Source organism: Taylorella asinigenitalis ATCC 700933 (assembly GCF_000687755.1).
GTDB classification, from domain to species: Bacteria; Pseudomonadota; Gammaproteobacteria; order Burkholderiales; family Burkholderiaceae_B; genus Taylorella; species Taylorella asinigenitalis.
Map to the genome: position 1 here is coordinate 1 of NZ_JHXN01000005.1, position 26223 is coordinate 26223.

Consider the following 26223-nt stretch of genomic DNA (forward strand, 5'->3'; position numbering starts at 1 on the left):
TACTAGCACTAACGTTAAGATTTAAAACCAAATTAACATTCTCTCTATAATTAAGCATCCTTCCCATGAATGGGTCACCATTTTTTAAACTTATTGAAGCTTCCTGATTCTTATATAACCCTTCGTAAAATGAAAAAAATCGCCTCTCATTCTTAATCTCACCAAGAATAACCCTTGTATAAGAAGGAACAGAAACTTCCAGATTACTATTCAGTTTAACCCTCCAGAATCCATCATCAGAGTGCTTAAAACAATCTAGACCTTTATATACCATAATTAATAGTAGAAAAATTCTTATAACTTTATAAATATAAATAAATATTATGAACTTATAGTTACTTAAACAATAATAAGGTTATAGTACTTACTATTTTGTGGTTTATACCCTTAACATAGAATCACTGTAGAATATGAGGATTTAATTAAAGCCTGTATTATCAGTCTTTTGAATTCAAATAACTGTTGAAGAAAATCACTAAATTAGATGGGGTAGTATAAAGTTGAAAAATTTTTTTATACTCAAAATTATATTTCAAATTTTCTGTTCTCGTAATTAGGTTCTCTCACAACTCCTGTCGTCGTCGTTGGGACCTCATAAAAAATTTGAGCGAATAACAAATAATGCCTTTATGTTTTTTATCTATTTCTAAGAATACTTTTTGCTTTCTTTTTGGTCATGTAGCATTATTATGTTCTGATAAATGTTATGAGCAATCTCAAAAACACGATTTGTGAAAATTGTTGAATTTTCTTATCCTAATCAAGCATGAACGATAAGCTGAAAAAACTATTCTAATTTAATAGAAGGAGCACTATATAATTGTCGTTGCTAATACGGGAAATTGTCTTAAACTAAATACGATGCAAATATTATTTTTTCTCAGCTACCACTCTAGGATAATGTTCAAGATAGTAAATAGTACTTCCTGAATTCAAGTAAGCCTCAAGACGTTTGACGGTCACAATCTTATTTTCTTTTGTCACAAACTGAATTGTGTATTCTTTTAACCTTTTTTCATTTACTATTGTTCCACTATCTTCTATTGCCAACAATCGAGCATTAGTCTCTACCCCTAATTTACTTAATACATAGGGATTAACTTCCGACAATAGAATTTGTAGCGGAAAACGTATTACAAAAATTATTCCAGTTACCAACAAAATATTACTTAAATTTAATAGGTTAGAACCAGGTTCAGGTTGAAAAAAGAATTTAAAAATCGAACGTACAGTGATATCTTCATCAGTTTTGTTCGTTGGTTTACTAGGGAACTCAATATTCTCGCTAACACGTGAAAATTCTAATTCCTCTTCAAGTTTCTTTTTATTATTGAAGGAATAAATAATAGGTCGCCAAAATATAACAAGAAAAAACAAGTAACCTGTTAAGAAGTAGATCCAATCATAGACTACAAAAAAATAAAATCCCGCATAAACCGTTTCTAATAAGAAATCCACTCATACCCCTATCTAACTATAAATTTTGTTTGATCTGGAGTTACTTTAGCATGCATCAATTTTTTTGATCCAGAGTCAGTTCCATTTCACTTTACAATCCCTAATCACAGAAAGGTAAATGTTACTGGAAAGATCTTTATCTACTATTTTTACTTAGGCTTAAATTTAATATATGAAAGGTCGAGCCGTGCCGCATTTTAATCATGTTAAGTAGCAAAATCTGCAACCCCTTCCAAATACATTACCCCACCCACCTGTAACTACTCAGTAATATGTAACAAGCCTCGCCCCTACAATCACCCCAATTGTTACATGTTTATTATTTACTGTGTAACGGAGAGAAACTATAATTTTCGAAAATTTTTCTTACAGCATTTTTACTATCTGAAATAATATGAATCATAAGTTCTCCCTCCTTGCGTCCTGTATTGCGTTTGCATTGCCACTTGGCACAACCGCTCAGGAAGCACAGTTACAGTCAGTTTTAGTCGAAGAGTCGTTGCCAGACTCAAGCTCAGAAAAGCTAATTGGTAATAGCGAATTTCTCCTTAACGGCGACGATGTGGGGGCCGACCAGATCAAACGCTCGCGTGCTGTCTCGATTGGGCAGACTATCGAAAAGGTGAGCGGCGTGCAAAACAACAGCATGGGACCGAACAATGGGCAGCCGCAGATTCGCAGCTTGACTGGTTCTCGCGTGTTCGTTACGGAAAATGGGCTGGGCGTTTCTGATGTGGCGGGGTTTGCGGGGACCATGCCATTGGCAGTGAATCCGTTTCTTGCGGAGGCGATTACCGTGCGCAAATCTTCCGCTTCCGTCCTCTTCGGTGGCAATGCTATCGGTGGCGCCGTAGATGTAAATACATCGTTGATTCCGAATGCATTGCCACAAAAGGCTATTCAAGGGAAGGCGGAATTTAGCGGCGGACCCAATGCTACGCGATTACAGGCTTTTGCTCTAAATGGGCGTGCTGGCAATATTGCGTGGCATATTGACGGAATGAATAATCACATCGATGAATACAAGATTCCAGGTAATTCTAAGGCAGCGATTTGTTATGACGGCGATTTCTTGCTCGATAAAAAAGGCGGGCGTGAGGATGAGATTTTAAGGCGCTGTCAGACGCGTTTGGTGGTTGAGGAATATTTTGAGCCGAAGTCGTTTGAGTATATAAATCGGTATTATTTGAATGCGTTGAAACAAGGGCCTGAAGCGGCTAAAGAGTATATTGATAGATATGAGGTTGGTCTTGGGGATTTGTACAAAACTGAGCTCAATAACTACAACAAATATTATTTCACTAAAAATCCAGATTACGACGCAACATTGCCACCAGGGGCAAAGGGTAAGAAATTGGTCGATGTTGTCGATAAGGTTCGTACGCAAAAAGGCGTGCTTTCAAATAGCCATCTTGAAAACCAAAATATATCCGTGGGAGCAAGCTATATCGGGCGTGATGGCTATGTTGGGCTTGCGTACAGCCGATATCAAAATGCGTATGGCGTGCCAGGATTTGCGACTCTAGTGTCTCGGGTGGAGGGGGCGGAGGCATTGCCAGTTAATATTGTATCGAAGCAGGATCGATGGCAGTTCGAGGGGCTATACAGGCCGCACTCCAAGCATTTGAACAATATAAAATTGCAAGCGGCGTTCACTGATGCGGACAACAATTCTTACCTTGGCAATGTCTTCGCAAGCAGCCTCAACAGCTATTCTCGCCAAATGCGCGTAGAACTCAATCATTCTTTAAGCGAGTGGTCGCAGGGCTCTCTTGGCGTGGACATGCGAAAACGCAATATCTCTGCGAGGGGTGACGACAAATTTTTGCCCGATACAGAGACGAGCAACTTCGGGATATTTCTTGTCGAAAAACTGCAATTCGAGAAGGTGGAGGCGGAGCTAGGGTATCGTCACGGGCGTGTGCATCATACGGCCAATCCAGCGACCATTGGGAAAACGGACAGCGCGACCGCATATGATATTCGCAGAAATGGATCGCATACGTTTAATTTGCATAGCACGACGGCAGCATTGACACTGAAGCCGATTAATAGATTGCGTCTGCGTGTGCAATATAGCCGCTCGCAAAGGGCTCCTGAGGTCAACGAGCTTTTTGCACACAATCGAAATTTTGCGAATCTTGTGAATGAGAGCGGCGATACGAGGTTGAATAAAGAGACGGCGGAGACTTGGGAAGCGGGGGCTGAGCTTAATGTGCTGGGCGGCTCCGTGAAAGCGACGGCTTATAAAACCTACTTTAGGGATTATATTTACGCGGGGTTCACTGGTGGAAATCAGGACGGTGATATGGCTAAGCGTGAGTGGCATCAGGGCGATACGAAGATATCGGGGCTAGAGCTCGAGTGGACGAATTTATGGGACCTTGGGGATGCGGGGGAGCTTGAGACGAGGCTGTTTGCGGACATTGTGAAGAATCATCCTGTGGCTCAGTATGCGGTGGGGTCTGTGAAGGATATCAGCAAACTGACTCCAAAGCAGAGACAAGAATATTTACGCAGCACTAGGGATGGCAATGTCATGCCCAACCTTCCAACTTCTCGATATGGTGCGAGTTTTAATTGGAAAAAGGATGGTTGGCAACTTTCGACAAGCATTACGCGATACAAAGAGCAGAAGCGGCTTGGCCGAAATACTATTGGCAATGAAGTGTCATTAGGCGGCTATACGATGGTGGATGCATATGCGAGCTATTCTCATAATATTGCTAAGGATTTTGAGGCGGAGTGGTTTGTTGATGTGCGAAATTTGACAAATACTGAAGCTAGGCCACATAACTCAATATTGAGATTTATAGCACCATTGCCAGGGAGATCTGTAAGGGCTGGTTTGAAGGTATCGTTTTAGGGATTGGGTCGTTTGGGCCGTGCAACATATGCGGCCAGCGACATATGCGACACTCAATATTAACTTACAACAGTCAATTTACCGTCAAGCGTAATCGTGCCTGTGCCCAATGTCACATTCTTCTTACTGTTGAGATTAGCGGAAATATCTGCTGTGTATTGAATGCTGCGAGCGTCAACACGATCAGTACCCTGCACCACTTTTCGCGACTGTTGAAAACTTTGTTTAGTAGACTGAGCCTTAATATCGAAATTCTTAGAAGTACTGCGCACATCAGAAGCTTTCAAATCATATGTCACAGAAACAATCTCAACATTATTTGTATTTAAATTAATATGATTGTTAGCTGCTAGCCACATATCATGAGCTTCAATACGCAATCTCTGACCAGTAAACTGCAACTCATGCGATTTAATGGTATCTACATTCGTAAAATCAAGTGTAAGTTTGCGATCGTGAACAGCTTTCAAAACACCTAAAATAAAATGCCCATCTTCAAGATTAAGGTCCAATAAAACCTTATCCCCGATAGCTAATGTATGATGACAGAACGCCGCTTTTTGAGCCTGAACTACGTCACCGCTGGTAAGCTGCACCTCACAGACACCGCCGCCTAAGAACTTAGAGATAGTTCCGCGACCAAACCCACCAGATGCTCCATCGAGCCCACGAGACTCGCGTGAAAGCAATGCATTAAGCTCATCGCTTTTTTGAAGCAATGTATCGATGAAAACTTCTTTTTTCTGATCTAAAGATTGTGGCACTTGAATCGATAAAATATTTGATTATTCGCTAATTGTACAAGAAATATGACAATTGGACAAATTTAATATTAAATCAATAAGTTAGACTGTGGGCCGTCCACCTAGTCTAGGTTTCCATGTGGCAATGATTCCGGATTGCAAGGTTGATAGCTCTAACTCTGTAAGCATATTAATTGATACGTGCCTTGCGAAAAACTGCTCTAGCACTGCTCCAAACAAATATGGACTAATCCCTGCAAATTCATTTTCGTCTAGAAGCACTTTAATACTAACGCCTCTACCGAAAACAATAGCACCTTTCACTGGCATACGTCTATAAATAGGCTCAAGTTTAATGCTACGAATACCCTGTATCTGCCTAGCCAATAAAGGATCCCCAAGATCAGAATAAATATGCAAAAGCTCACGAACAGCTTCTGCACCTGATTCCTCATCCGAGTCCAGTAGATTTAAGTAGTTAAGGTTTAAATGATTAATCAGACGCCACGAATAGGCCTCACGTCCAAGCGGTGCACGTGGTCGAGATGGGTTCTTAATAAAGTGAACTTTATCTACAGGGACCGACACATTGAACCTAAAATCAACATCCCCACCACTACTGAATATATGTGGCAAATCTCTATTTGTACATGTAGTCTCTATATTTAATCCAAACACCTCTTGCTCATTATACGGAGGATTACCTACATCTACGATTGAGATAAATACTTCGCTTCCTCGATAGCCAGTTCTCTTAGCTACCTGACTTTGATTTAAAGAAGGCTTCCTAACTTCGCGACGCAAAGAATAAAATTGATTTATAGAATCTCCATTAGCCCCGTAGATATCAAAAAAGGGCCTAAATTCTTGAACTTCTTTTTGACCTGGAGCATTTACGGTAACCTTGTCTATCGAATAAATTTCGTAGTCCAGAGGCTTCGCACGGTCTACTACAACGTGAAACTCATGAGCATTTGGAGTCACATTAATTCTATTTGCTTGCATAGGAAATAGATTGATTACAGGCACACTATGCAAACGCAAATTCTCGGCTGTAATCACACCCTCGAGTTCATGAGCGGCTTTATCGAATAAAAACGTAAGTTCAAATGCCTTAATTTTTTGTTTCTTAAGGTCCTCTGGCAATGCTATCGCTTTCTCCACTCCAGTTAAACTTGCAAATAAATACCTTTGTGGAAACGCAAAATATTCATGTAACTGTCTATAACCTTGGAATACCCTACTGTCTGATGGCAATAATGACTGATTTGCTTCAAATCCTTCATGTTTTAAATTTTTTACATCGATAAATTTAGTCCATCTAATAGGTCTTTCATGGTCATGTGCAACTATACCAATAGTATGTGCCATGAGCATCTCAAGGAGTTTGTGGGTATAGATTTCCTCACCATTTAAAAAGAATGTGAGTTTATCAAAATTCTTAAGGTCCGAAATCGTACTTCCACCAACTACTTTAATCTGAATTCTAAGGGCAGAGCGAATCTGCTTACTTCCTCTAAAATTCTTAAGCAATTTTGGAGGCAAATCGCTCATAGATGATGAAATCTCTGCCTCTTCAATTTCAACAGGGTGAAAGGTTATCTCGTGTCCAGTGGAGAACCGACATTCTTTGCCGCCAGTACGAGCTCTAAAAACTGTACCTTTAGGTAGTGTATATCCCTTAACCAAATCACCTTTCTTAGAATTTATATCAAAGTCGATAATACCTATAGCAGGTGTTGGCGAAATATAGTGTGGATATAAAACTTCTAGTAGATTTTGCGTAAACTGAGGAAACTCAGCATCCATTTTTTTATGAATACGAGCAGTAAGAAAGCTAAAGCCTTCCATAAGGCGTTCAACATATGGATCGGCAACTTGTATACCTTCCATACCCAAACGGCTAGCAACTTTAGGGTACTGTTCTGCGAACTCACGCCCCATCTCACGTATGTAAGCTAGTTCGCGATTATAGTACTCGATAAAATCGTTTTCCATTATACAGATCCCCTACCTTCATCCTTTATTTCCATATGTCCAGACTCTAAATCTACGGATGTACGTAAGAAAAATTCCATAGGATGAGGGTTACACCAAAGTCTACCTTTGATTATAAGTGACAATACATTGTAGTGTTCAAGGTCAGACTCTTCCAGTTCGCAGATAACATCAAGGTCATTAGGAAGTATTCTAGGCTCAAAATAAATAATGGCTGCCTTAACTTGCTGTTGAATCTCAAACTGGTTAATTTCAGACATCTTTTGACCAGCTACAGGAAACACACCAAAGTTAATGGTCGAGCTTTTAACATGATCATAACCATCAAGAGACTCAATAGACTCAAGATTAACTGTATTAAGCAGCCAACTCAAATCTCTAAGAACCGATTTTTTTAACTGCTCGTAATTAATAACCGTAGCAGTTTCACGAAGTTCTTTTCTACGTTCTGGATGCTCGTCTGTAAGCTTATCAAGCAAAACGGGCTGAAGTTTATCTTTATAGTCTTGATGACTTCTTTTAGATAAGCCCTCTATTTTTCTTTTTTGATGAGCTGTAACCATATTTTGTTATTAGGCTTCTTCTGAATCCTGAACTTGAACTGGATTAAATTTAATAGATTCAATTTCTAGAATTGGGTGATCACCAACATCTGACATATATGTTTTTTGACCGACACCTTTATAAAATTCTGATTCAGAATTTTCATACAGAGGCTGCCACTCGGTTCTATGCCCTAAATTAAAAGAATCTTCAAGATTTGCATAATCGCCTGGATAGCGATTAGGTACCATTCCAACAATAGAACGACCATTGCTTAAAACAAGTTCTGCTTGAGACCAGATAAGATCCGAAATACCAGAAGGTTCAATTATTCTTAAGGATTGAATTTCGTTAAACGGTACCCATCCGTACTGACCGTTATTTAAAAATTCAAGCATTGGACCTAATCTACTATCACCGTCAGCAAGCCACTCAAACTTGATTTCTTCACCATTTCTTGTGGTGATAGTTCCTGATACTTCAGGAGCTAATTCCATAGCCTGATCAAGCAATTCCTCAGATTTTGCAGGGTCCTGCTCTTCAATAGAAGTTATTAAATAACCCATCCACTCATCAGCGTCACCGAAAATTGATGGTCTACCATTTCCTTTAAAAACATTCTGACGATCAACCTCAGCATTTACCGCAGCTACATATAACATAGCTACTGGTTGAGCTTGCGAATTCATCTCAGCACTTAGTTTTAGGCTATCTACAGCCTTAGTCCAGTCTCCCTTTAAGGATAAGAGCTGAAATAAATTTGCACGCAAATCAGCACTCCCAGGATTCTTACGAACTTTGTCTTTAGTTTGTTCAATAATGTCTTGAATTGAATTAGTTTTAAAAATTCCAGCAGTATTCATAATTAAAATCCTTGAGTATTAAAAGGGGCTAACCCAACCTGCGCTGAATTAGCCCACATGACATGCGATAAATCTAAAATAGATTTACAAAAATTAAGCAGTAGCTTTATTTTGTTTGATGTCGTAACCAACAACAGATTCAGCACCTTTAGTACCTTTTTCTGATTGCTCCCAGTATTGTTGTTTAACTTTAGCACCTTGGAAAGAGTAGCTAACCATCATAGCGTCGCCATCTTTTTCGCCAGTGTATTGAACTGAAGTAACAAGAACGTCTTCTAAAGTGATTTTAGAGTATTCAACTTGTTCGCCACCTGCTTTGTTTACAGAAACTTCAACTTTGTCTAAGTGTTTACCAGTAGCACAATGTTTCATTACTGTAGGTGCAGCACGGTCGATGCGGCAAATAACATGAAGGTCGTTGAAGCTAGCTTTACCAGTACCGCCGCCACCGCCAGTAGCCATAGAACCAGGTTGAGTAGCACCCCAAGCGAATGATTCGATGTCAGTCCATTTTGCATGTTTAGAATCTTTAGATTCACCTTCTACGCTAGAAATTTTCAAAAACATATCAACAGCCATTTTTTCTCTCCTATATAAATGGTCAATTGTTAAAAAATACTATAAACAGAATTGCTTATAGCTACGGATTAGCCACCCTTTTTAAGAGATGGCAATTTAGAGACTAACCTTAATGAAACGGTTAAACCCTCTAACTGGTAATGCGGACGCAAGAAGAATTTAGCTGCATAATAGCCAGGATTATCTTCGATTTCCGCAACTTGCACTTCAGCAGCTGCAAGTGGTTTACGTGCTTTAGTTTCTTGAGATGAGTTAGCTGGATCTCCATCAACATAATTCATAATCCAAGTATTTAACCAATCTTCCATCTCATTACGTGATGTAAATGAACCCACTTTATCGCGGACAATACATTTTAAGTAGTGAGCGAAACGGCAGCATGCAAATAAATAAGGTAAACGAGCTGCTAGACGAGCATTTGCTGTAGCATCTGGGTCATCATATTCAGCAGGTTTTTGTAATGACTGAGCTCCAATAAATGCAGCAAAGTCTGAATTCTTACGGTGAACTAGTGGCATAAATCCATTTTTAGCTAGTTCGGCTTCACGACGGTCACTGATAGCAATTTCAGTAGGGCATTTCATATCAACGCCACCATCATCTGTTGGGAAAGTATGAGTAGGCAAGCCTTCTACAGCACCTCCTGACTCTACACCACGGATAGATGTACACCAACCATACTCTTTGAATGAACGGTTAATATTAGTAGCCATTGCATATGCAGAGTTAGCCCAAGTGTAATTGTTGTGGTTAGCTCCCTCAGTATCTTCTTCAAAATCGAACTCATCTACTGGATTTGTACGAGCACCGTATGGCAGACGAGCTAGGAAACGAGGTAAAGTTAAACCTAAGTAACGTGCGTCATCAGTTTCACGCAAACTTCTCCAAGCAGCATACTCAGTATTTGTAAAGATTTTGCTTAGATCACGTGGGTTAGAAAGTTCCTGCCAAGAATCCATCTGCATTAATGATGGGTCTGCACCAGAGATAAATGGGCAGTGAGCAGCGGCAGCAATCTTAGCCATCTCACCAAGCAATTCAACATCAGGAGGACTATGATCAAAATGATAGTCACCTACGATACAACCTATTGGTTCACCACCGAATTGACCGTACTCTTCTTCATAAATACGTTTGAAAATAGGGCTTTGATCCCAAGCTGTACCTTTATGACGTTTAAGTGTACGGCCAAGCTCTTTTTTAGTGATTGGCATGAAACGGATTTTTAATAATTCATCTGTTTCTGTGTTAGACACTAAGTAGTGAAGACCACGCCACGCACCTTCTAATTTTTGGAACTCTTCATTATGAAGAATAACGTTAATCTGTTGAGATAATTTACGATCAATCTCAGCAATAATATTTTGAATAGTGATATATGAATCTGAAGAGATGGTAACAGCTGAAGAAAGTGCTTGCTCTGCAAGAGTTTTAACGGCACTTTCAACTGCACTTTGTGCTTCTTCAGTCTTAGGTTTAAATTCTTTTTTAAGAAGTGAAGATAAACCTTCAACCTCTAGAGTACCTTTCTCTTGACCTTGTTTTAAAGCTTCAGTAGCCATAAGTTCCCCTACTCTTGATCTTGTTGCGCTTCATCAGATGAAGATTTGTTTGGCGCAGCTGCTAATGATTTAAGTAAAGCTGGATTTTCAAGAACTTTATTAATTAATTGTTCTGCACCAGACTTACCGTCCATATAAGTTAATAGATTAGAAAGCTCAGTTCTAGCTTCTAATAATTTTGCTAATGGCTCAACGTTTCTTGCAATATTTGCTGGGTTAAAGTCGTCCATACTGTTGAAAGTTAAGTCAACATACATTCTGCCTTCACCTGTAAGAGTATTAGGAACAGAAATATCAACGCGAGGAGCGATAGCTTTCATGCGATCATCAAAATTATCTACATCGATTTCACTAAATTTACGCTCATTAATATCGGCTTGCTCAACAGTTGATTTACCAGTCAAATCAGACATAACTGCCATAACAAATGGAAGTTGGATTTTACGCTCAGCACCGTAAATCTCTACGTCATACTCGATTTGTACGCGTGGTGCACGGTTGCGTGCAATAAATTTTTGACCACTTTTGCTTCTTGAGCCCATAGTATCTCCGAAAATAAGCTAAATAATTTAATGATGATTAATATTCATCCGATGAACCACTTGTTTCCTCTTCAGTGCGAGGTATCCAAGTTTGTTCAAACTGCTCAGAACCTGACGGTGCAAGGTTTTTAAGCATATCAAAGAAATTAAGAGGTATCGCTTGTTGTAATCTACGAATAATAAATGGCGCTGGATGACTAGGCTCATGAACTTCAAAATAAGCACAAGCCTTTTCGAGCGCCAATATCGCATCCGCCCTAGTTTTAATCTGAACTTCACGCCAAGAGGCAAACTTAGCTGTAGAATCAGAACCCGAGTCAACTAAAGAATCCGATTCACGAGAAGATTCAGATGAACTATCGCCTGAATCTAAATCAGAATCGTTTGAACTAATGTCAGAATTAATTAGTTGAACAAACGAACCAAATAAAGACTTAATAGTTTGAAAATCTGGACGCCACTCATGGCCCAACTTTTCAACTACTAAATCCTCAATGCCTTTCATGGCATTAAAAGCTACTGGAATGGCCTGTACAATAGGATTTTCAGCTTGATTAGCTTGAGACAACATCTCAGATAATCTGTTTTTACCGCCTGGGAATCCTTCAGTATTCCCTTCCAATATAGCTTCAGCTTCACGAACTGTTAGATTCCCGTAATTCTCGGTAAGAAGCTTAGAATTACGAATATCCCTACCAACAGTAGATACATCACCTAATGCAGAGATTGCATTAACGCGAGGCATTGGATCTTCATAACCATCTTCTTCAACAAGAGGAGGATTAACGGCATCCCAACACTTCTCCAAAGCTTGATGAACTAAGTTAACTCCCTGAGCATAACCAACTAGACCAAGTTGAAAAGTCCAAGCATATGTAAGAACCTGCAACACACGAACATCACATGAACGCTTGCATAATTCCAATGCCATTTTTTCAACTTTGGCCCAATCAGGGGGTTGAGCTTCGATTACGGCATCTCCGAACTGTTGTTCAGGCTTAGCTTGTGAGGCTTGAACTAGATTCAAAAAATCTGAATCATACTCAAGATTTAACCCACAATCATCGTTATCGAATGAGGGAAATAACTCATCAAAATTCATCATGTGGGAAATAATACCAATGAAAGATTAAAGATTAATTACAAATAAATGTAAGCCCTCTAATTTTGTAACAAAATAGAGGGCTTGTTGTATTAGAATCCATGTTGGATTGTTGTAGTCTTACCTTCCTGAACATCAACATTAAACACCGCAGGAGGTAGATCACCGTTTGTAATAGTGATTTTATATTTTCCAGGCGATACGTTAAGTGATTTAAATGGAGGGCTTGCACCATATTTTTTGCCGTTCACGGAAACATTGCCCCAAGGGGTAATAGAGAATAAAAGCGTACCGCGTTTAGCCATTTTTTGACGTGTAGCTTCTTGAACACGTTTCTCTTGCTCACGAAGTCTTTGTGCTTCCTCAGCCTGCTTACGTTTTTCTTCCTCTTCCTGAGCTTTCAATCTAGCTTGCTCCTCGGCCAAACGTTTTTCTTCCTCAGCAAGTTGCTGTGCAGCAATTTCGCTATCAGATTGACGATCTGGATTAGCCACAAGATTAGACATATCGCCTGTCACATCTTGTTGAGAACCAGTAGGCGTCGTAGTCTCTGAAGGCTGCGTTGCAGGCTCAGTTGTTTGATTCGCTACATTGGTATCTGCGGTGCTTGCTTGAGTACCAGAATCAGCATTTGTCGTAGGTTCAGTTGTGTCACTAGCAGGAGCTGTAGTCTCTGGGGCTGTAGGAGTTGATGTGGTATTTGTAGTATCCGTAGCTCCCTCTGTGCTCTCAGAACCGCTTTGAGTAGCATCTGTTGTATCGCTAGTAGGTGTTGCACCTGTTTCATTACTAGTTGTTTTACTAGGTTCAGTGTCTGCAAACAATGCCGATAATGCATCCTCTGGAGTTTCTTCAGTTGATGTATTGCCTTGATTACCAGAGGCTTCTGTGGCTTCTGTAGTAGATGTAGATTCAGAACCACTTGTAGGTTGATCATCCTGCTTGCTTTCTGTAACTACAGGCTTAGGTTCTTCTTTTTGAACCTGAGATATTGTTGGTTTCTCTTCAGGGGATTTAGTTTCCTTATCTCCCATGCCGAATAAAATATAGCCCCCAACACCTAAAAGAATTAAGGCAGCAATAATAATAAGTGGCAATATTGACCCTTTTTTCTTTTTGGAATTTGCAGATTGAAATGCAAGGCTATCAAAAGGCTCTTCTGGAGCAGGAGGATTTGCTTTTGAATCTTTTGCACTAGCCGCAGCAACAGCAGCAGCTTTGGATTTGCTTTCTTTTTTATCCTTAGCTTTTTCTTTAGATTCTGTTGCTCCTATAGTTGTCGCACCTACTTTTGAAGAAGCAGGCGTATCCTCTTTTTCAGGTTTAGTTGGTGCTGTTGTTTCTTTCGGAGTTGGTACGGATTTGATAGGTTCTAGTGGTCTAGCATTTTGATTATCAAACCCAGAAAGGAATGAATCAAGATTATCATCCTTAGATCCAGCAGCAAGTGAAGACCCCGCAGCTGCTCCAAGAGCAGCCCCTGCAGCTGATGAGGCAACTTTACGTTCCTCATCACGCTTGCGTTTTTCTTCAGCTTCACGTAATTCGCGTGCTTTACGCTCCTCGGCTTCACGCAAGCGACGCTCTTCAGCCTCCTTAGCCAATCGTGCCTCGCGAGCTTTTCGCTCTTCATCCTCACGTTTGCGTTTTTCTTCAGCTTCACGTAATTCGCGTGCCTTACGCTCCTCATCTTCACGCAAACGGCGTTCTTCAGCTTCCTGAGCCAATCGTGCCTCACGTGCTTTGCGCTCTTCTTCCTCACGTTTGCGTCTTTCTTCAGCTTCGCGTAGTTCGCGTGCCTTACGCTCCTCATCTTCACGCAAACGGCGTTCTTCAGCTTCCTTAGCCAATCGAGCCTCACGTGCTTTGCGCTCTTCCTCTTCTTCGCGTTTACGTTTTTCTTCCGCCTCACGTGCTTCACGGGCTTCACGCTCTTCTCGTTCTTTGCGTTCTTGCTCTTCGGCTTCGCGTTTACTTTTTTCTTCCGCCTCACGTGCTTCACGGGCTTCACGTTCCTCGCGCTCTTTGCGTTCTTGCTCTTCTTTTAAACGATTTTGTTCATCTTCAGCTCTTAATTCTTTGTGTTTATCTGACTTACCCTTAAACAATCCGCCAATAAAGCCTTTTACAGAATCGTTTTTAGACGAGCTAGATGACTTATCGGAATCTATCAATGATTTATCGCTATCAAGATCTAAGTCTTCCTTAGCTTCGACTGCCTTAAACTCATCTAAATCAGCCTCTTTAGATGAATCATCTTCAAAATCAAATTCTGCTGGCAATGTAAACGCCGCCTCATCCTCTTTATTTGATTCCGAATCTGTCTTAGTTTCGTCAGTCAAACCAAGATCAACTCCTTCTACTTGATTTGAATAATTCTGACCAGAAGTACCAATAGCTAAGCTAAACTCATCTAAATTTGCAAACCTAGCAGGAATTTCAAGAGCTCCAGCTTTGTCGATAGCCTGCAATTGTGATTGAGTAAAATATTGAACTTGATAGTTACTTAAAGGCTCCTGATCCTGCATAGTACGATTAATAGCAGGTGATGGAAGTACCTTCATAAGCAAGGTTCTGATTACCTGACCAAGTCCGTAAACATCTGTATGAGGTCCAAGAGGCCACAAGAAGTTATCGGTTACTAATTCGTAAGCCGAAAACGGAGAAATCAATTGTTGTAAGCTTGGTGACTTAACTATATCTAGACTAAAGTTTGGAAGTATGTGGAAATGCCCGTTACTATCCTCAAAAATTGTATCTAAAGTCCAGACACCATAAAATCGGTTTTGTTCATGCAGCGGCTTTAGTTCATGTGCCAAATCTTCAACTAAATCCTGAGCATCCTCAGCTTGGATATGACCATGCCATAAATCAGTTTGACTAAGTGGAACCCAATCTGCACCAATAGATCTTAGAGCGTTTGTTAATTGTATATTTAAGTACATGGTTATTATGCCTGAAGAAATAATACATTGAATAAAGTGTTATTTGGAACACCGCCATGAATATAGGTTTTATATGGAGCACCAGTAATATTACTAGTCCACCAATAGCTATTCAGACCTTCTGGGTTAAAAAATTCACTTAGCCCATCCCAAACATTATAACTGTCATCAGAATAATCATCCACAAAGGTATCCTCTGAATGTCCATCATTCAATATAGAAAGTATATCTTCAGAATTTACCTTAGGAGCAGCTACTTGTTTTGAATTACTAAGCATACTAGAAAATGTACCCACTGCGGAAGATAATATATGTTCAAAATCACTAGCTGGGCAACCGTATGAAACAGCTTGTCTTAAAGCTTCGCCTATTTTGCAATAAAAAGATGAAGCCCCATCAAGTAACTGAGCATTGTAAAAATCTGCTGGAAGATACAGAGATATTAAAAGAGGGAAAATACGGCCCACTCTATCTCTCGAAGGAGCAATGGCCCCTAATTGAAAGTATTTTGAACCATTAGATGCAGGAATAGCAAAATTCCAAATTGGAGCATGGAAATACGACTCTTCTGCTCCAAACCTAGTTTTACTATAGATTAAACCCTGCTCAAGCCATTTATGCCACCAGTCCATAATATCTGTAGGTAATTTTCGATAAAGGAAATCCCCACTTGCTGGCATCTTTCCATACCATCCCAAAACTTGAGATAAATTTTCAGAGGTCACCATTCTAGTTCACTCCTGGGCAAACAAAGCTTCGCATCTCGCCCAATCTAAATGGGCTTTTTGCGGAGTTAGCAGTGATTTCTAATTTCACAGATCTACCACCTATGTTGAATGTAGCAAAAATAACCTCAGGGGAACGACCACGCGAAATCTTCGCATTATCTATCAGTCGATTAAGAGCCCACGGCCCGTTAGTTGTAAGAGATGAAGTTCCATCATGAGGGCTTAAAGTAATTGAAACTTGATTGCTTCCCTGACCAGGCCAATCAAAAGATTTGCCTACTTGAGGACCATGCTCATAAGTCAATGTCTGACCATCAATATTAAGTACCATTTGCGTAATGTTTGCATCCATCTCTACAGGACGTATTGAAACTTTAAACGAAGGTTCAGGTTTGCCGCCTGCGAAATAAACATCACGAATTACAGCAGCTTTCTCAAAAGAAGATAAGTATTTGGCAATGTTCCCTTTCGAGCCATCCACCCCTGGTTTAAATCGCCATGGACGCTTAGACATATCCACCATATTGATTAAATTCTTATTAAAGAATTGATCCATTAAGCCATTTGGTGCAAAAAATCTTGCAAAATCATTAGGTGCAACATCGCGAGTGGTTGACCTAAATGGATATCTGTTAGTGATAGAGTTTCTGCAAGACATACCAATCTGTGCATTAATATCCGCACCGATATTCGCTTGAGCTCCAGAGTTAATAGCTTTAGAAGCTTCTGTTGTGATTGATGTAAGCATACTGCCCACAACTGGTGGTAGACGTCCAGACTCTGCTTGAAGTTTTGAAATTACTTCTTGCGATGGCAATGTTACCTTAGTCCGCAAAGCTGTTTCTGACGCCGTCAAGAAGTTATATAACTCTTCGATTAGGTCAATCGTCCCCTCAATCGGTGCAGGTGTGTTATTTCCCGCACTGACAGCCAATTCGTGATAACCAATAAAGTGATTATCCACCATAGACTCTAATTTGGTAGGTTCCTCTTTCCCTTTAATGAGATCACCAGTATCAAGTGGACCCATCAAAGATGTCAATGAAGAAGCCATACTTGAAGCACTTTCAGTAGCTCTATCTACAAGAGTTCTCTGAAAATTAACGTCCTCACGTAAAAGGGTTGTATCACCCGCTACTCCTTTAACGAATTTAGTCAGAGGCGAGTTGGTAGAAGACATACTACGGGACAATTCAATTGCATGACTTAAATTTTTAGGAGGAATAACTTCGATATCAGCCAAAAACGCATCCCACTCACGAATGTAATCAACAAAATAGAGTTTTTTAACCTCATTAAGAAGTTTGTTTGCACTACCATCGGCAAATGTGGTGTTATCTATACCCAATACCCACTCGTCATCTTCTCTTAATTGGATGGATATTTTTTCAATATTTTTATTAAAAATATTCCAATACCCTTCGTATGAGAAAATTCTATTAACGCCACGATTTAAAGCATCACCGCTTTTGCGTCTAAATACTGTGGATGCTTGATTACCCGCAAGAGTCATCAAAGTTACATCGTTTTTAGGATCTTGTTTTAGGATTTCACGAGCACGAAGATACGCACGTTGAGCCAAATCATGTGAATCGATACGATTTCGTGCTTCTTGAACTAACTCTTCATTAAGTGGAAATGGTGATACAAATGCACCCTGACCAAAGAGGTAATCCATATGTTCTCTTAAAAGCTGGAATTGCTCATTATTAAATTGAGCCGATTTATCAGCTACAACATCATGAAGAACCCATTGAGTAAAGTAATCTTTATCGTAATGTTCAGGTTCATACATCATTAAATATGCACGCAACGCCTCATAATAAATAACGATATTTGCATCGCTCATGGTTGCTAATCGTTTCTCTATGCGTTTTGCAATTTGTGGAGCAAATACTTGATGAATAGCATCGTCGTATATAGAGCGAGAAGCAGACTTAACTTTTCCGCCTTGATATAGACCAAAACCATATGAGAACGGAGCATCATCAACTAAGAAATTCTCTCCGTTAGGAAGTTTTTTCACAAGACTCAAATATGGCAATATGCTAAACACATCGCCGCTTTCAGAGATCTTAATATTGTTACTATGATTTTGAACAACAGGCAGCTTCTCTTCTACAAAATCAAGATATCGTGAGTTATTTCGATAGCTATTAAACCAAAGAGTTAACGCACCTAAAAGTAGTAACCCAACTAAGCCATAACCAATCCACTGCATCTGGCGATAGCGTTTTTCCCATTTAAGGTTTACGCCCGCAAGACCTGATTCCTTGAAAATTAAATTTTGAAGTAGATCAGTTAAGAAGTAGCTCTTTCCGCCTTCTAACATCGGTGCTTTATTATGTTGAGAAATACCATCGATTTGAAGGTAGTCTTTAAGTTCTTCACTAACCTTATCGAAACTTACGCCCCCTTGCGTTCCACTTGTGAAATAAACGCCACGAGGGACAATTTTCGATTCAAGGCGACTAAAAGAAAATACATCCGTTAAGAAAGTACCTAAAACAATTCTTAAGTTTGCAAATTGCTGTGGCAATAAATACGCCAAGGAACTACTTTCAAGATTTCGATTTTTCATTAATAGGTCTGGAAGCCCATCAAATAAACGCTCTTGAAGAACCTGGAATTCTTTCTCGTATTCTTCATAAAAATCGAAACCATCCTTTTGAGACTCTTCGTATGGAAATGTAAATCCCCAAACTTGTTGATGTTCTTCTACACTTAAATTATCGAAATAATCTTCAAACCCGTGTAATTGGTCCATCTTAGTAACCAAAATATAAACAGGGAACTCTGTCCCCAATTCATCTCTTAGTTCCTGCAACCGTTTTTTAAGGGCTACAGCATGTTTTGCACGCTCTTCTTGAGTTGATGCAAGCAAATCATACACACTGACAGTAAGCATAACGCCATTGATAGGCTGCCTAGCTCTGTACTTAGTAAGAAGTTTTAAGAATCCCTTCCACTCGTCTTCATCAGTAGCAGCATTACTATCCTGAGTTGTGTATCTTCCAGCAGTATCAAGTAGAACCGCTTCATCAGTAAACCACCAATCACAGTTTCTCGTACCACCCACACCTTTGAGCGCCATACGACCGAATTTTTCAGCCAATGGGAAATTTAAACCTGAATTTACTAATGCAGTAGTTTTCCCTGAACCTGGTGCTCCAATAAAAACATACCAAGGCAATTGATATAAATATTGCTTAGAAAATCTAGCTGAAAACGATTTGTCCTTCCCTTTTTCAAATCGTGATTGTTTTAGTAATGCAATTGCTTCGTTAAACCGTTCAGATAAAACACGTACTTCTTCGCGTTCTTTTTCGGTAAGTTTTTCGGTATCTTTAGGCTTATTGCTTTTGAGCTGTCCCAAAAGTTTTGCATTCAAACGCCCCTCACGATATTTTCTCCATAATAATCTAAGAAAATACAACGCAAAGATGGCAATGATTAAGTACATCCTCACATCTCGGGACTCTAACGGTGCAAACTCTCCTACGCGTAAAGCTGGTCCCAAAAACCAGATTAACGCAGAAAGAATAACCAGCCCTAGGAATGACCATAATGCTCTACTGAATAGAAAGCTGAAAACTCTAGTTATAAATAAATTAATAAGGCTGAACATACTATCCCTTTTTACTGATCAGGATTAATAGTCTTAGTACCATCAGGTGTTGGGACTATATAAGGGGTTGTTGGACGAGCTTTCTTAGTCTGCGCTGGAATTAACAATGTAATTTCAACACGACGATTTCTAGCCCTATTTTCGGCTGTATCATTCGGTTTAACTGGCATAGTGTCAGCCTTACCTTCAGCTCTTATACGATTTTTCTGTGTCAAACGAGACTCAATAATTTTAGCAACTGCGTCTGCCCTAGCTTGTGATAAGTCCCAGTTTGATGGGAATCTAATTGTCTTGATAGGTCTATTATCCGTGTGACCTGTAATCAGAATATTTCCTTCCGTCTCGTCTAAAGCATCACCAAGTCGGTTAACGACAGTTTCAAATTTTTTCTTAATTTCTGCTGAACCAGATTCAAATAATTCGTCACCGCGTAATTCAACTACACTTCTGTCTGATTCATCTCGTACAGTCATTAAATTCTCGCGGATTTCAGCTTCTAGGAACTGAGCTAAACGCTTCGGTGCTTCTTGACGAACAACCCTAACTGGAACCGCAATTTGCATAGCTGGTGGTTTAATTTTAACGATATCGTAGGCAACTTCATCTGATTTTCCGCCAAGCAACCAAGAGAATAAAATGTACGATAATACTGCAAGTGCAAACCCAAAAATAGCAACCACCCACAATGGAATTGGTAAACGTTTAATCTTATTGATAATCTCGTCACCCTTCCAATTAGGAGAGAGAGTAATTGGATATGAACCCCTTACTTTTTTAATAATAAGAAGAAGCCTTTGTTTTAAGGTCTCTAGTTGAGAGCGGCCATTTTCAATAACTCTGAAACGCCCCTCAAAACCTAACATCAAACAAAAATACATAAGTTCAAGAAGATCAATATGATTTTCTGGGTTCTGAGAGAGTTTTCTTAAAAGCTGGAAGAATTTTTCTCCACCCCATGTTTCATTATGGTAGGTGACAAGCAAACTTTTACCAGACCATAAGCCTTGCTGCCCCCAAGGAGCCATTGCACAAGCCTCGTCTATGGCTGTACATAGACAATATCTAGCTCCAAGAATTGTTTCTTTACTAATACCCTTTTCTTGAGCTCGAACCTCAAATTGACGAACCTCCTCAACGAGCAACTCACGCAACATATCAACGTTATCGTGATGTTGAGAGAAGCGGATTTGTGGCAATAGGGTGAGCAGCGGATTAGCCGCTGCTACAAGTGGATTAGAACCGCTAATTACAAAATTATCGGGTCTTATTTTGTTTGATTCATCATAACGTTGCTGGTGGATTTGACCCCACGGCCCCATCTTTGAATCAACATAATCTCTAGAAGACATTAATTACTCACTAAGAATTACGTTTATCAGTGTTTTTTACGGCCCAGAATTGCATATCAAGGCCTGGATAATCTCCTGCTAGATGAAGGGCTAGTGTTGATGATTTTTCAAATTGATTCCACATATCGCCTTCTTTAACTAAATTAAAGTAGATATATCCTGCATGATATGGCAATGCTGCCGGAACTTGATCCATATGCTCAAGCGTAATGCCAGGTAGTTGTAAATGTACAAGATCTCGCATACGGTTTGTAGGCCCCAATTTCGCCTGTTGAGGGAATGTTTTGCGTACAGACTCCCCTGGCAAATCTGCTTTGACCGCAAGTACAAATTGTGATTTTGCGAATAGATTTTTATCTGGAACTTTCCCGACACTAAGTCCATGACCTTTGTCTTCGAGTGGGATAGTAACGTAAGCATCTTCGAATACGATATTAAGTGCATCGCCGATTTGGCTCATCAAATTTTCTAGTGGCACTTTTAAAGCATCATGGTCATATGAAGGAATTTTATTGATAGAGATGCTATCTGGGTGGAACATAGCAAGCTCAGCCACAAGCATAGATAAATATCTAAAAAATACTTCAGGATGCAGATATTCAAGAGTATAAAAATGTTTAAATAGTATTAAGTTTCTATTTACAATACCTAAAATAATAGTCTCATAAGTTGTACTAGCTGAAGTTCTATTATTAGGGTTAAACCGTTTTGAAAGTTCTGTAGATCTTAAGTTTAATAAATCCACAACTCTTGATAAATGATCGGTAATTGGATTATTTACGAAAGCACAATTTATAGTAGGTTGGATAAACCCAGTATCAACTTCAACAATATTAAGTTTATTTTTACCTTTAAAATGCACTACAGGAAGTTTTACCCAATTTCCGTCAATTTCTGAATCAGGCATAAATTTAAACTGAGGCTTACCAATTTGAACTGGTGCCTCACCTAAAGTAATATCAGATACGTCACTTAAAGTAGTTTCAACAACACTAAATCTAGCGAGCAAATCACTTCCTTCTTCATATGAAACTTCTTGACGAGAAGCCTCTTTAGATGGAAGAACCAAATAAATCATCTCTTCACGTGCAAAAGAATCTAATGGAAGCATCGGAACATCATTTCCGTTTAAAGAGAATGGAGTTCCGTCTTTAAAAATACCTGCAGCTTTAGTAATAGCTAACTTGTTTTCTTTAAGTGCATTTTGATCAATCTCTAATTGATAAAAGCCCCAATAGTAGGTTGGGGAAGCTTCAAGAAGAACTCTTTGCTTAGAGTCTAGGTATCTATCTTGTTGTTGAAAATGCTGAGGGCGCAGAAACATGCCCTCAGACCAAATAACTTTATTACTTATGCTCATGTGTTAAGCCTATTATTTTTTTACAGGTGGCAATACACGTAATTCTTTTGCACCCGCTTCGATTCTAATGCGAGCACTTTTTGGAGAACGCTGCCATACTTTATAAATATTTGTAGTTTTAGCTTCTGGTAGATCAACTAATAATTTCCATTTTGCTGAGTTGAAATCTTTGTAATAGCCAATCACACCAATATGTTTACTATTTAAATTTCCAGAAAATTTAAGTTCTTTAGTTTGACCTGGAGAAAGAATTTCAGATTTAACACCTAAAACTTGATCTCCTAAAACTTTTCTATAATCTTGTTGAAGAGTAAAAAAGTCGGCTTGATTAAATGCATCTGAACTAGATAGTTCGTATACAGCGATTTTGATAGGAGATGGTCTTCCGTTGCTAGGATTAGAATCAGTTGCAGCAGATAATTCAACAACATAAGGCACAGCTAGTTTTTTCTCTGTAGATGCACATGCCACAACAAAAGTGGCAAATAAAGAAACTAAGAATATCCGTAACAAATTTTTCATCGTAAACTCCTAAATGTTGTATTTTTGAAAATAACATGTAACAAAACTTGACGTAAAATAACGGTAAACAAAACGATATAAAATATCATTTTATGCATTTATCGATGGGTAAGTCATTGATTTAATGCTAGATTTACTCAGTTTTGCAAGATTAATTAATCCATGTATGACTGATTATTATTAACAAGGATTGTTATATTATCGTTACGGTAATAACTTTTAGGGTCAAATATGAAAAAAAATATATACTTTTTGAATTGCCTTCTTTTAACTACAGTATTGGCAGCATGTGCTTCAAACGAACCTAAAGAACCACCTTCACCTTACAGTGATTCTGAACAAGTTCTTCTTGATGATCTAAGAAAAAAATTCACGGCAGGCTCTTATGACGCCATCATTGAAGATGTTACTAAAAAACCTGAGTATCAAACTGGTGGTGTACCATTCCGTACTCAATCTATGAAACTTTTAGCATTCTCTCAGTGTGTATCTAAAAAAGTTAGAGATTGTACTAAGACATTTGACAGAATTTTAGAGATTGATCCTAAGTTTGAACTTGAGCCAGCAGAAGCTGGACATCCTTCATGGGGTCCTGTTTTCGCTAAAGAGAAAGCAAACGCAAACATTGCCACAACACCAGATGGAAAACCTAAAGGCAGCTTGCGTGTTGTTGATCCAAAAACCGGCAAAGAAATTAAATTAAAATAATTCTAGAAACAAAAAATAATTCTTTAACATTAATCAATTATCCTCATCTGTTACTAGGAAATACTTAGTCACATATGAGGATTTTCAATTTATTAGTGAGGTTATATTTTGGCTATGAAACTATCTATTAACTTTCAGGGTAACAATTACGCCGAAGTTGATATAGTTCCACCAGGTGTCACTTTAGGCACGGCTCCACATAATGCAGTGGTTTTGCAAGATGATACTGGCTCTATTGCTCTTGTACAAGTAGCCATTAGAGTAATGCCAAAAGGAATTACTCTAAAAAATATTGGTGATTTAGAAATTGAAGTAAATTTTCTTCCTGTTGTAAAAGGGCAGGAAGTTTCGCTTCATGGCGGTGATCAAATTCAAATCGCTGAATACAACTGTGTTTGTTCTGAGTCAAACATTAGAAATTTTAATGAGCCTCAAACTGCCTATCCTGCATCTAATCCTCACTTAAAACAGGATAGTCATTACCGCAGAAGAGAAAGAGTTACTCAAGGTCCTGGAGGTTCAACCGTTATGCCTATGGGTGGGACAGGAATTCCTCATCCGAGACAAACCCCTCCTATGAATCAAAATCAGATGGGCGGCATGGGTGGTGCTTACTATCCTGGAACATTTCCACAGCAATCACCAAATAATATGGGCTATGGTCAAAATAATCCTATGTTTGGCCAATCTCAAGTAAATAATCCCTACCCTCAACATCAATTTAATCCCAATAATCAAGGTATGCCCTATCCAAATATGCCATCTGGGATGCCATCCATGGGTAGAGGTCAAAATACACAGGGTAGATATCCGCAACCGAGTTTTCCTCAACAGCAAAATTACCCTGGGCCTGGACAAAATATAAATCCTAACCAATTTAACCAGAATATTCCTAATCAGCTAAGACCACAGATGTCTCCTTATGGAGGGTTGGGAGATACAAATAATCCACAGTTTCAAGGAGGGTTGCCTGGTACTCAAGAAACTGGTAGATCATCTGGTGGTAGAAGGCGCGAAAGAGCACCTTCTGGAATGAGTGGCCCTACTGTATTACCTATGGGAGCCCGTGCAGGACAAGTAGGCATGGATGCATCATCTAGAGGAAGCAACAGAAGAAGAGAAAGGATATCTTCAGGAAGAGAGTCGGGACCTACAGTATTGCCAATGGGGGCTAAACCAGGTGTTCCTCCTCAAGTTAAATTAAACACTCAAACTCCTCAAGCACCTCAGTACCAAAATCAATCATTCGGTGCTCCACAAGTGCCTATTTATCCTTATCAACAACAGGAATTTGTTGCTCAAGCTCAAGCTTATGAGACACCTGTGCAAGCTCCTCAAGAATTTGTACAAGTTCCAGTTCAGCCTGTGGTCCAGTCTCCAGAACCCATAAATATAAACGTAGAACAATCTCCTCCTGTGCTTGCACAAGTGGAACAAGGTGCCCCTATTACAAGCCCTGTTGAAGAAACGAGTTTGATTCCTGCTGAAGGAGTTGAAGTTCCTAATCCAGAGGTTAGTGTTCAAGCACCTGAGCCAAACGCACCAATAGAGGCGGCTTCAGATAAAGGTGAGGAAACTGCAGAACCTGTAAATCAAGTCGAGATAGTTGATGCTGTGCAGGAGGCACAAGCGTTGCCAGAAACTCAAGTGCAATCTACGGATTCTGTTGTTTCTACGGGTATGCCGCCTGAAACTGATATAAGTGCTGTTGCAGCTACTCAAGTTGCACCGACTGTAGAATCCCCTATAACTCCGCAAGCTCAGCCATTAGAAATCAATGAACCTGTCGTTGCGGCTGAGATGAATGCGGATGATCCATTGGGATTGGATGATTTGATACCGAGTGGGGTGGAGACGGCGGCATTGCCACAAAATCAAGTGCCACAAGCACCAGTGCAAGCTGAAATGCCACCACCTGTAGTAGATCAAACATATATGGACCCAAATTTTGCAATGGCTCAAGGGCAACAACCGCAAAATATGATTCTAAATACGGGACAGCCAATTCCTGAACCTGCGAAAATCGATCCTAAGGAATTAATGAAGGATTTTGATTCGGCATCTAGAAATTTGGACAGTCTATCGCTTGATGATTTGAGCCTTGATGATTTATTTGATGACGGCGATACAAGCGACGATCCGTTTAGTATGTTCAAGCAGCCAGCTCAAAATCAAAATAGGGCGAATCAGGGTATGGGGGCTTATGGGCAGAACCAAAATTATTCGCAACAAGGTGGATATTATCAACAGCAAGGTGGTTCTGGTAGGACTGGGATTATGCCTGATCAAAATTATGACCCTAGGATGGGCGGTGGTGCTCCAAATCTTGGGCATATGGGCCAGCAACAAGTTGATAGTAGATATCTAAACGATTTGTTTAGAGATGAAGAGGATTCTCAACAGTATCAATATGATGACACGCAACACCCTTTTGCCTATCATACGCAAGGGGATAATAAATCCCATGACCCTATGGAAGGGATTTCGGCTTCATCAGTTATTGAAATGGAGCTTGATCCATTGCGTGAAGTTCGTTCTGATGGCACGGAGCAATATACGCATCATATTTTCTCAAACGACACTCCGTCCACACTTAACGAATCGCAGAACCCTGCGAAACCTACAATTTCCGAGGATGAAGAGTTGTTCGCTCTTTTAGATAGTTTAAATAAGGAATAAAAAAACCGGTGCTTTAAACACCGGTTTTTTTTAAACAAAATTCCCTGA

The 26223-nt window shown here is 39.5% G+C and carries 18 protein-coding genes and 1 pseudogene; 3 read left to right on the plus strand and 16 right to left on the minus strand.

The annotated features are described in order from the left end of the window. Both T432_RS08575 and T432_RS0103935 read right to left on the minus strand, forming a co-directional pair. Positions 1-274 (minus strand): annotated as a pseudogene (locus T432_RS08575) (hypothetical protein); the annotation flags it as partial. A 596-nt stretch (positions 275-870) separates the two neighbouring features. Then, positions 871-1458, minus strand: a complete 588-nt coding sequence (locus T432_RS0103935) for a hypothetical protein (protein ID WP_014110790.1) — start codon at positions 1456-1458, stop codon at positions 871-873. Positions 1459-1852: 394 nt separating this feature from the next. Between T432_RS0103935 and T432_RS0103940 the strand changes: the two genes are divergently transcribed. Beyond that, positions 1853-4324, plus strand: a complete 2472-nt coding sequence (locus T432_RS0103940; protein ID WP_028884275.1) for a TonB-dependent receptor — start codon at positions 1853-1855, stop codon at positions 4322-4324. A 59-nt stretch (positions 4325-4383) separates the two neighbouring features. On the opposite strand, the gene T432_RS0103945 is transcribed toward T432_RS0103940, so the two are convergent. From T432_RS0103945 to tssJ, 14 genes are all read right to left on the minus strand, one after another. Further along, positions 4384-5088: a DUF3540 domain-containing protein gene (locus tag T432_RS0103945; protein WP_014110788.1), complete on the minus strand. Its 705-nt coding sequence runs from the start codon at positions 5086-5088 to the stop codon at positions 4384-4386. 81 nt (positions 5089-5169) lie between these two features. Next, on the minus strand, positions 5170-7065 hold the full coding sequence (gene tssF, locus T432_RS0103950; protein WP_028884276.1) for a type VI secretion system baseplate subunit TssF: 1896 nt from the start codon (positions 7063-7065) through the stop codon (positions 5170-5172). Next, positions 7065-7628 (minus strand): type VI secretion system baseplate subunit TssE, encoded by a 564-nt coding sequence (tssE, locus tag T432_RS0103955; RefSeq protein WP_014110786.1) that lies wholly within the window; start codon positions 7626-7628, stop codon positions 7065-7067. The genes tssF and tssE overlap by 1 nt, the downstream gene beginning before the upstream one ends. Before the next feature lie 9 nt (positions 7629-7637). After that, the gene (locus tag T432_RS0103960) at positions 7638-8471 is read right to left on the minus strand and encodes a type VI secretion system accessory protein TagJ (protein ID WP_014110785.1); all 834 of its coding nucleotides are present in this window, start codon (positions 8469-8471) and stop codon (positions 7638-7640) included. Between the two features lie 93 nt (positions 8472-8564). Then, the gene (locus T432_RS0103965) at positions 8565-9050 is read right to left on the minus strand and encodes an Hcp family type VI secretion system effector (RefSeq protein ID WP_014110784.1); all 486 of its coding nucleotides are present in this window, start codon (positions 9048-9050) and stop codon (positions 8565-8567) included. A 68-nt stretch (positions 9051-9118) separates the two neighbouring features. Beyond that, complete coding sequence (gene tssC / locus T432_RS0103970; protein ID WP_014110783.1) at positions 9119-10612, minus strand: type VI secretion system contractile sheath large subunit; 1494 nt, start codon at positions 10610-10612, stop codon at positions 9119-9121. An 8-nt stretch (positions 10613-10620) separates the two neighbouring features. After that, entirely contained in the window at positions 10621-11154 is a 534-nt protein-coding gene (gene tssB, locus T432_RS0103975; protein ID WP_014110782.1) for a type VI secretion system contractile sheath small subunit, read from the minus strand. A gap of 37 nt (positions 11155-11191) precedes the next feature. Continuing rightward, on the minus strand, positions 11192-12259 hold the full coding sequence (gene tssA, locus T432_RS0103980) for a type VI secretion system protein TssA (RefSeq protein ID WP_028884277.1): 1068 nt from the start codon (positions 12257-12259) through the stop codon (positions 11192-11194). Positions 12260-12348: 89 nt separating this feature from the next. Further along, positions 12349-15201, minus strand: a complete 2853-nt coding sequence (locus T432_RS0103985) for a hypothetical protein (RefSeq protein ID WP_028884278.1) — start codon at positions 15199-15201, stop codon at positions 12349-12351. 5 nt (positions 15202-15206) lie between these two features. After that, complete coding sequence (gene tagF / locus T432_RS0103990; protein ID WP_014110779.1) at positions 15207-15929, minus strand: type VI secretion system-associated protein TagF; 723 nt, start codon at positions 15927-15929, stop codon at positions 15207-15209. Position 15930: 1 nt separating this feature from the next. Next, the gene (tssM, locus tag T432_RS0103995) at positions 15931-19557 is read right to left on the minus strand and encodes a type VI secretion system membrane subunit TssM (protein ID WP_028884279.1); all 3627 of its coding nucleotides are present in this window, start codon (positions 19555-19557) and stop codon (positions 15931-15933) included. Positions 19558-19568: 11 nt separating this feature from the next. Then, entirely contained in the window at positions 19569-20906 is a 1338-nt protein-coding gene (locus T432_RS0104000; RefSeq protein WP_014110777.1) for a DotU family type VI secretion system protein, read from the minus strand. A 10-nt stretch (positions 20907-20916) separates the two neighbouring features. Then, positions 20917-22266, minus strand: a complete 1350-nt coding sequence (gene tssK, locus T432_RS0104005) for a type VI secretion system baseplate subunit TssK (RefSeq protein WP_028884280.1) — start codon at positions 22264-22266, stop codon at positions 20917-20919. Positions 22267-22278: 12 nt separating this feature from the next. Further along, positions 22279-22788 (minus strand): type VI secretion system lipoprotein TssJ, encoded by a 510-nt coding sequence (gene tssJ, locus T432_RS0104010; RefSeq protein ID WP_014110775.1) that lies wholly within the window; start codon positions 22786-22788, stop codon positions 22279-22281. A gap of 231 nt (positions 22789-23019) precedes the next feature. Here tssJ and T432_RS0104015 point away from each other — a divergent pair, with 231 nt between their 5' ends. Then, positions 23020-23496, plus strand: coding sequence for a TssQ family T6SS-associated lipoprotein (locus tag T432_RS0104015; protein WP_028884281.1), 477 nt, complete (start codon positions 23020-23022; stop codon positions 23494-23496). Between the two features lie 114 nt (positions 23497-23610). Then, complete coding sequence (locus T432_RS0104020; protein WP_028884282.1) at positions 23611-26175, plus strand: hypothetical protein; 2565 nt, start codon at positions 23611-23613, stop codon at positions 26173-26175. Positions 26176-26223 lie beyond the last annotated feature (48 nt).

What these genes read in the sequence shown, in the direction of transcription:
- T432_RS0103940 (WP_028884275.1), top strand. Translation starts at nt 1,853, where the DNA reads ATGAATCATAAGTTCTCCCTCCTTGCGTCCTGTATTGCGTTTGCATTG.
- tssB (WP_014110782.1), bottom strand. Translation starts at nt 11,154, where the DNA reads ATGGGCTCAAGAAGCAAAAGTGGTCAAAAATTTATTGCACGCAACCGT.
- tssC (WP_014110783.1), bottom strand. Translation starts at nt 10,612, where the DNA reads ATGGCTACTGAAGCTTTAAAACAAGGTCAAGAGAAAGGTACTCTAGAG.
- tssA (WP_028884277.1), bottom strand. Translation starts at nt 12,259, where the DNA reads ATGATGAATTTTGATGAGTTATTTCCCTCATTCGATAACGATGATTGT.
- tagF (WP_014110779.1), bottom strand. Translation starts at nt 15,929, where the DNA reads ATGGTGACCTCTGAAAATTTATCTCAAGTTTTGGGATGGTATGGAAAG.
- T432_RS0103965 (WP_014110784.1), bottom strand. Translation starts at nt 9,050, where the DNA reads ATGGCTGTTGATATGTTTTTGAAAATTTCTAGCGTAGAAGGTGAATCT.
- T432_RS0104020 (WP_028884282.1), top strand. Translation starts at nt 23,611, where the DNA reads ATGAAACTATCTATTAACTTTCAGGGTAACAATTACGCCGAAGTTGAT.
- T432_RS0104015 (WP_028884281.1), top strand. Translation starts at nt 23,020, where the DNA reads ATGAAAAAAAATATATACTTTTTGAATTGCCTTCTTTTAACTACAGTA.
- tssE (WP_014110786.1), bottom strand. Translation starts at nt 7,628, where the DNA reads ATGGTTACAGCTCATCAAAAAAGAAAAATAGAGGGCTTATCTAAAAGA.
- tssM (WP_028884279.1), bottom strand. Translation starts at nt 19,557, where the DNA reads ATGTTCAGCCTTATTAATTTATTTATAACTAGAGTTTTCAGCTTTCTA.
- T432_RS0103985 (WP_028884278.1), bottom strand. Translation starts at nt 15,201, where the DNA reads ATGTACTTAAATATACAATTAACAAACGCTCTAAGATCTATTGGTGCA.
- tssJ (WP_014110775.1), bottom strand. Translation starts at nt 22,788, where the DNA reads ATGAAAAATTTGTTACGGATATTCTTAGTTTCTTTATTTGCCACTTTT.
- tssK (WP_028884280.1), bottom strand. Translation starts at nt 22,266, where the DNA reads ATGAGCATAAGTAATAAAGTTATTTGGTCTGAGGGCATGTTTCTGCGC.
- T432_RS0104000 (WP_014110777.1), bottom strand. Translation starts at nt 20,906, where the DNA reads ATGTCTTCTAGAGATTATGTTGATTCAAAGATGGGGCCGTGGGGTCAA.
- tssF (WP_028884276.1), bottom strand. Translation starts at nt 7,065, where the DNA reads ATGGAAAACGATTTTATCGAGTACTATAATCGCGAACTAGCTTACATA.
- T432_RS0103960 (WP_014110785.1), bottom strand. Translation starts at nt 8,471, where the DNA reads ATGAATACTGCTGGAATTTTTAAAACTAATTCAATTCAAGACATTATT.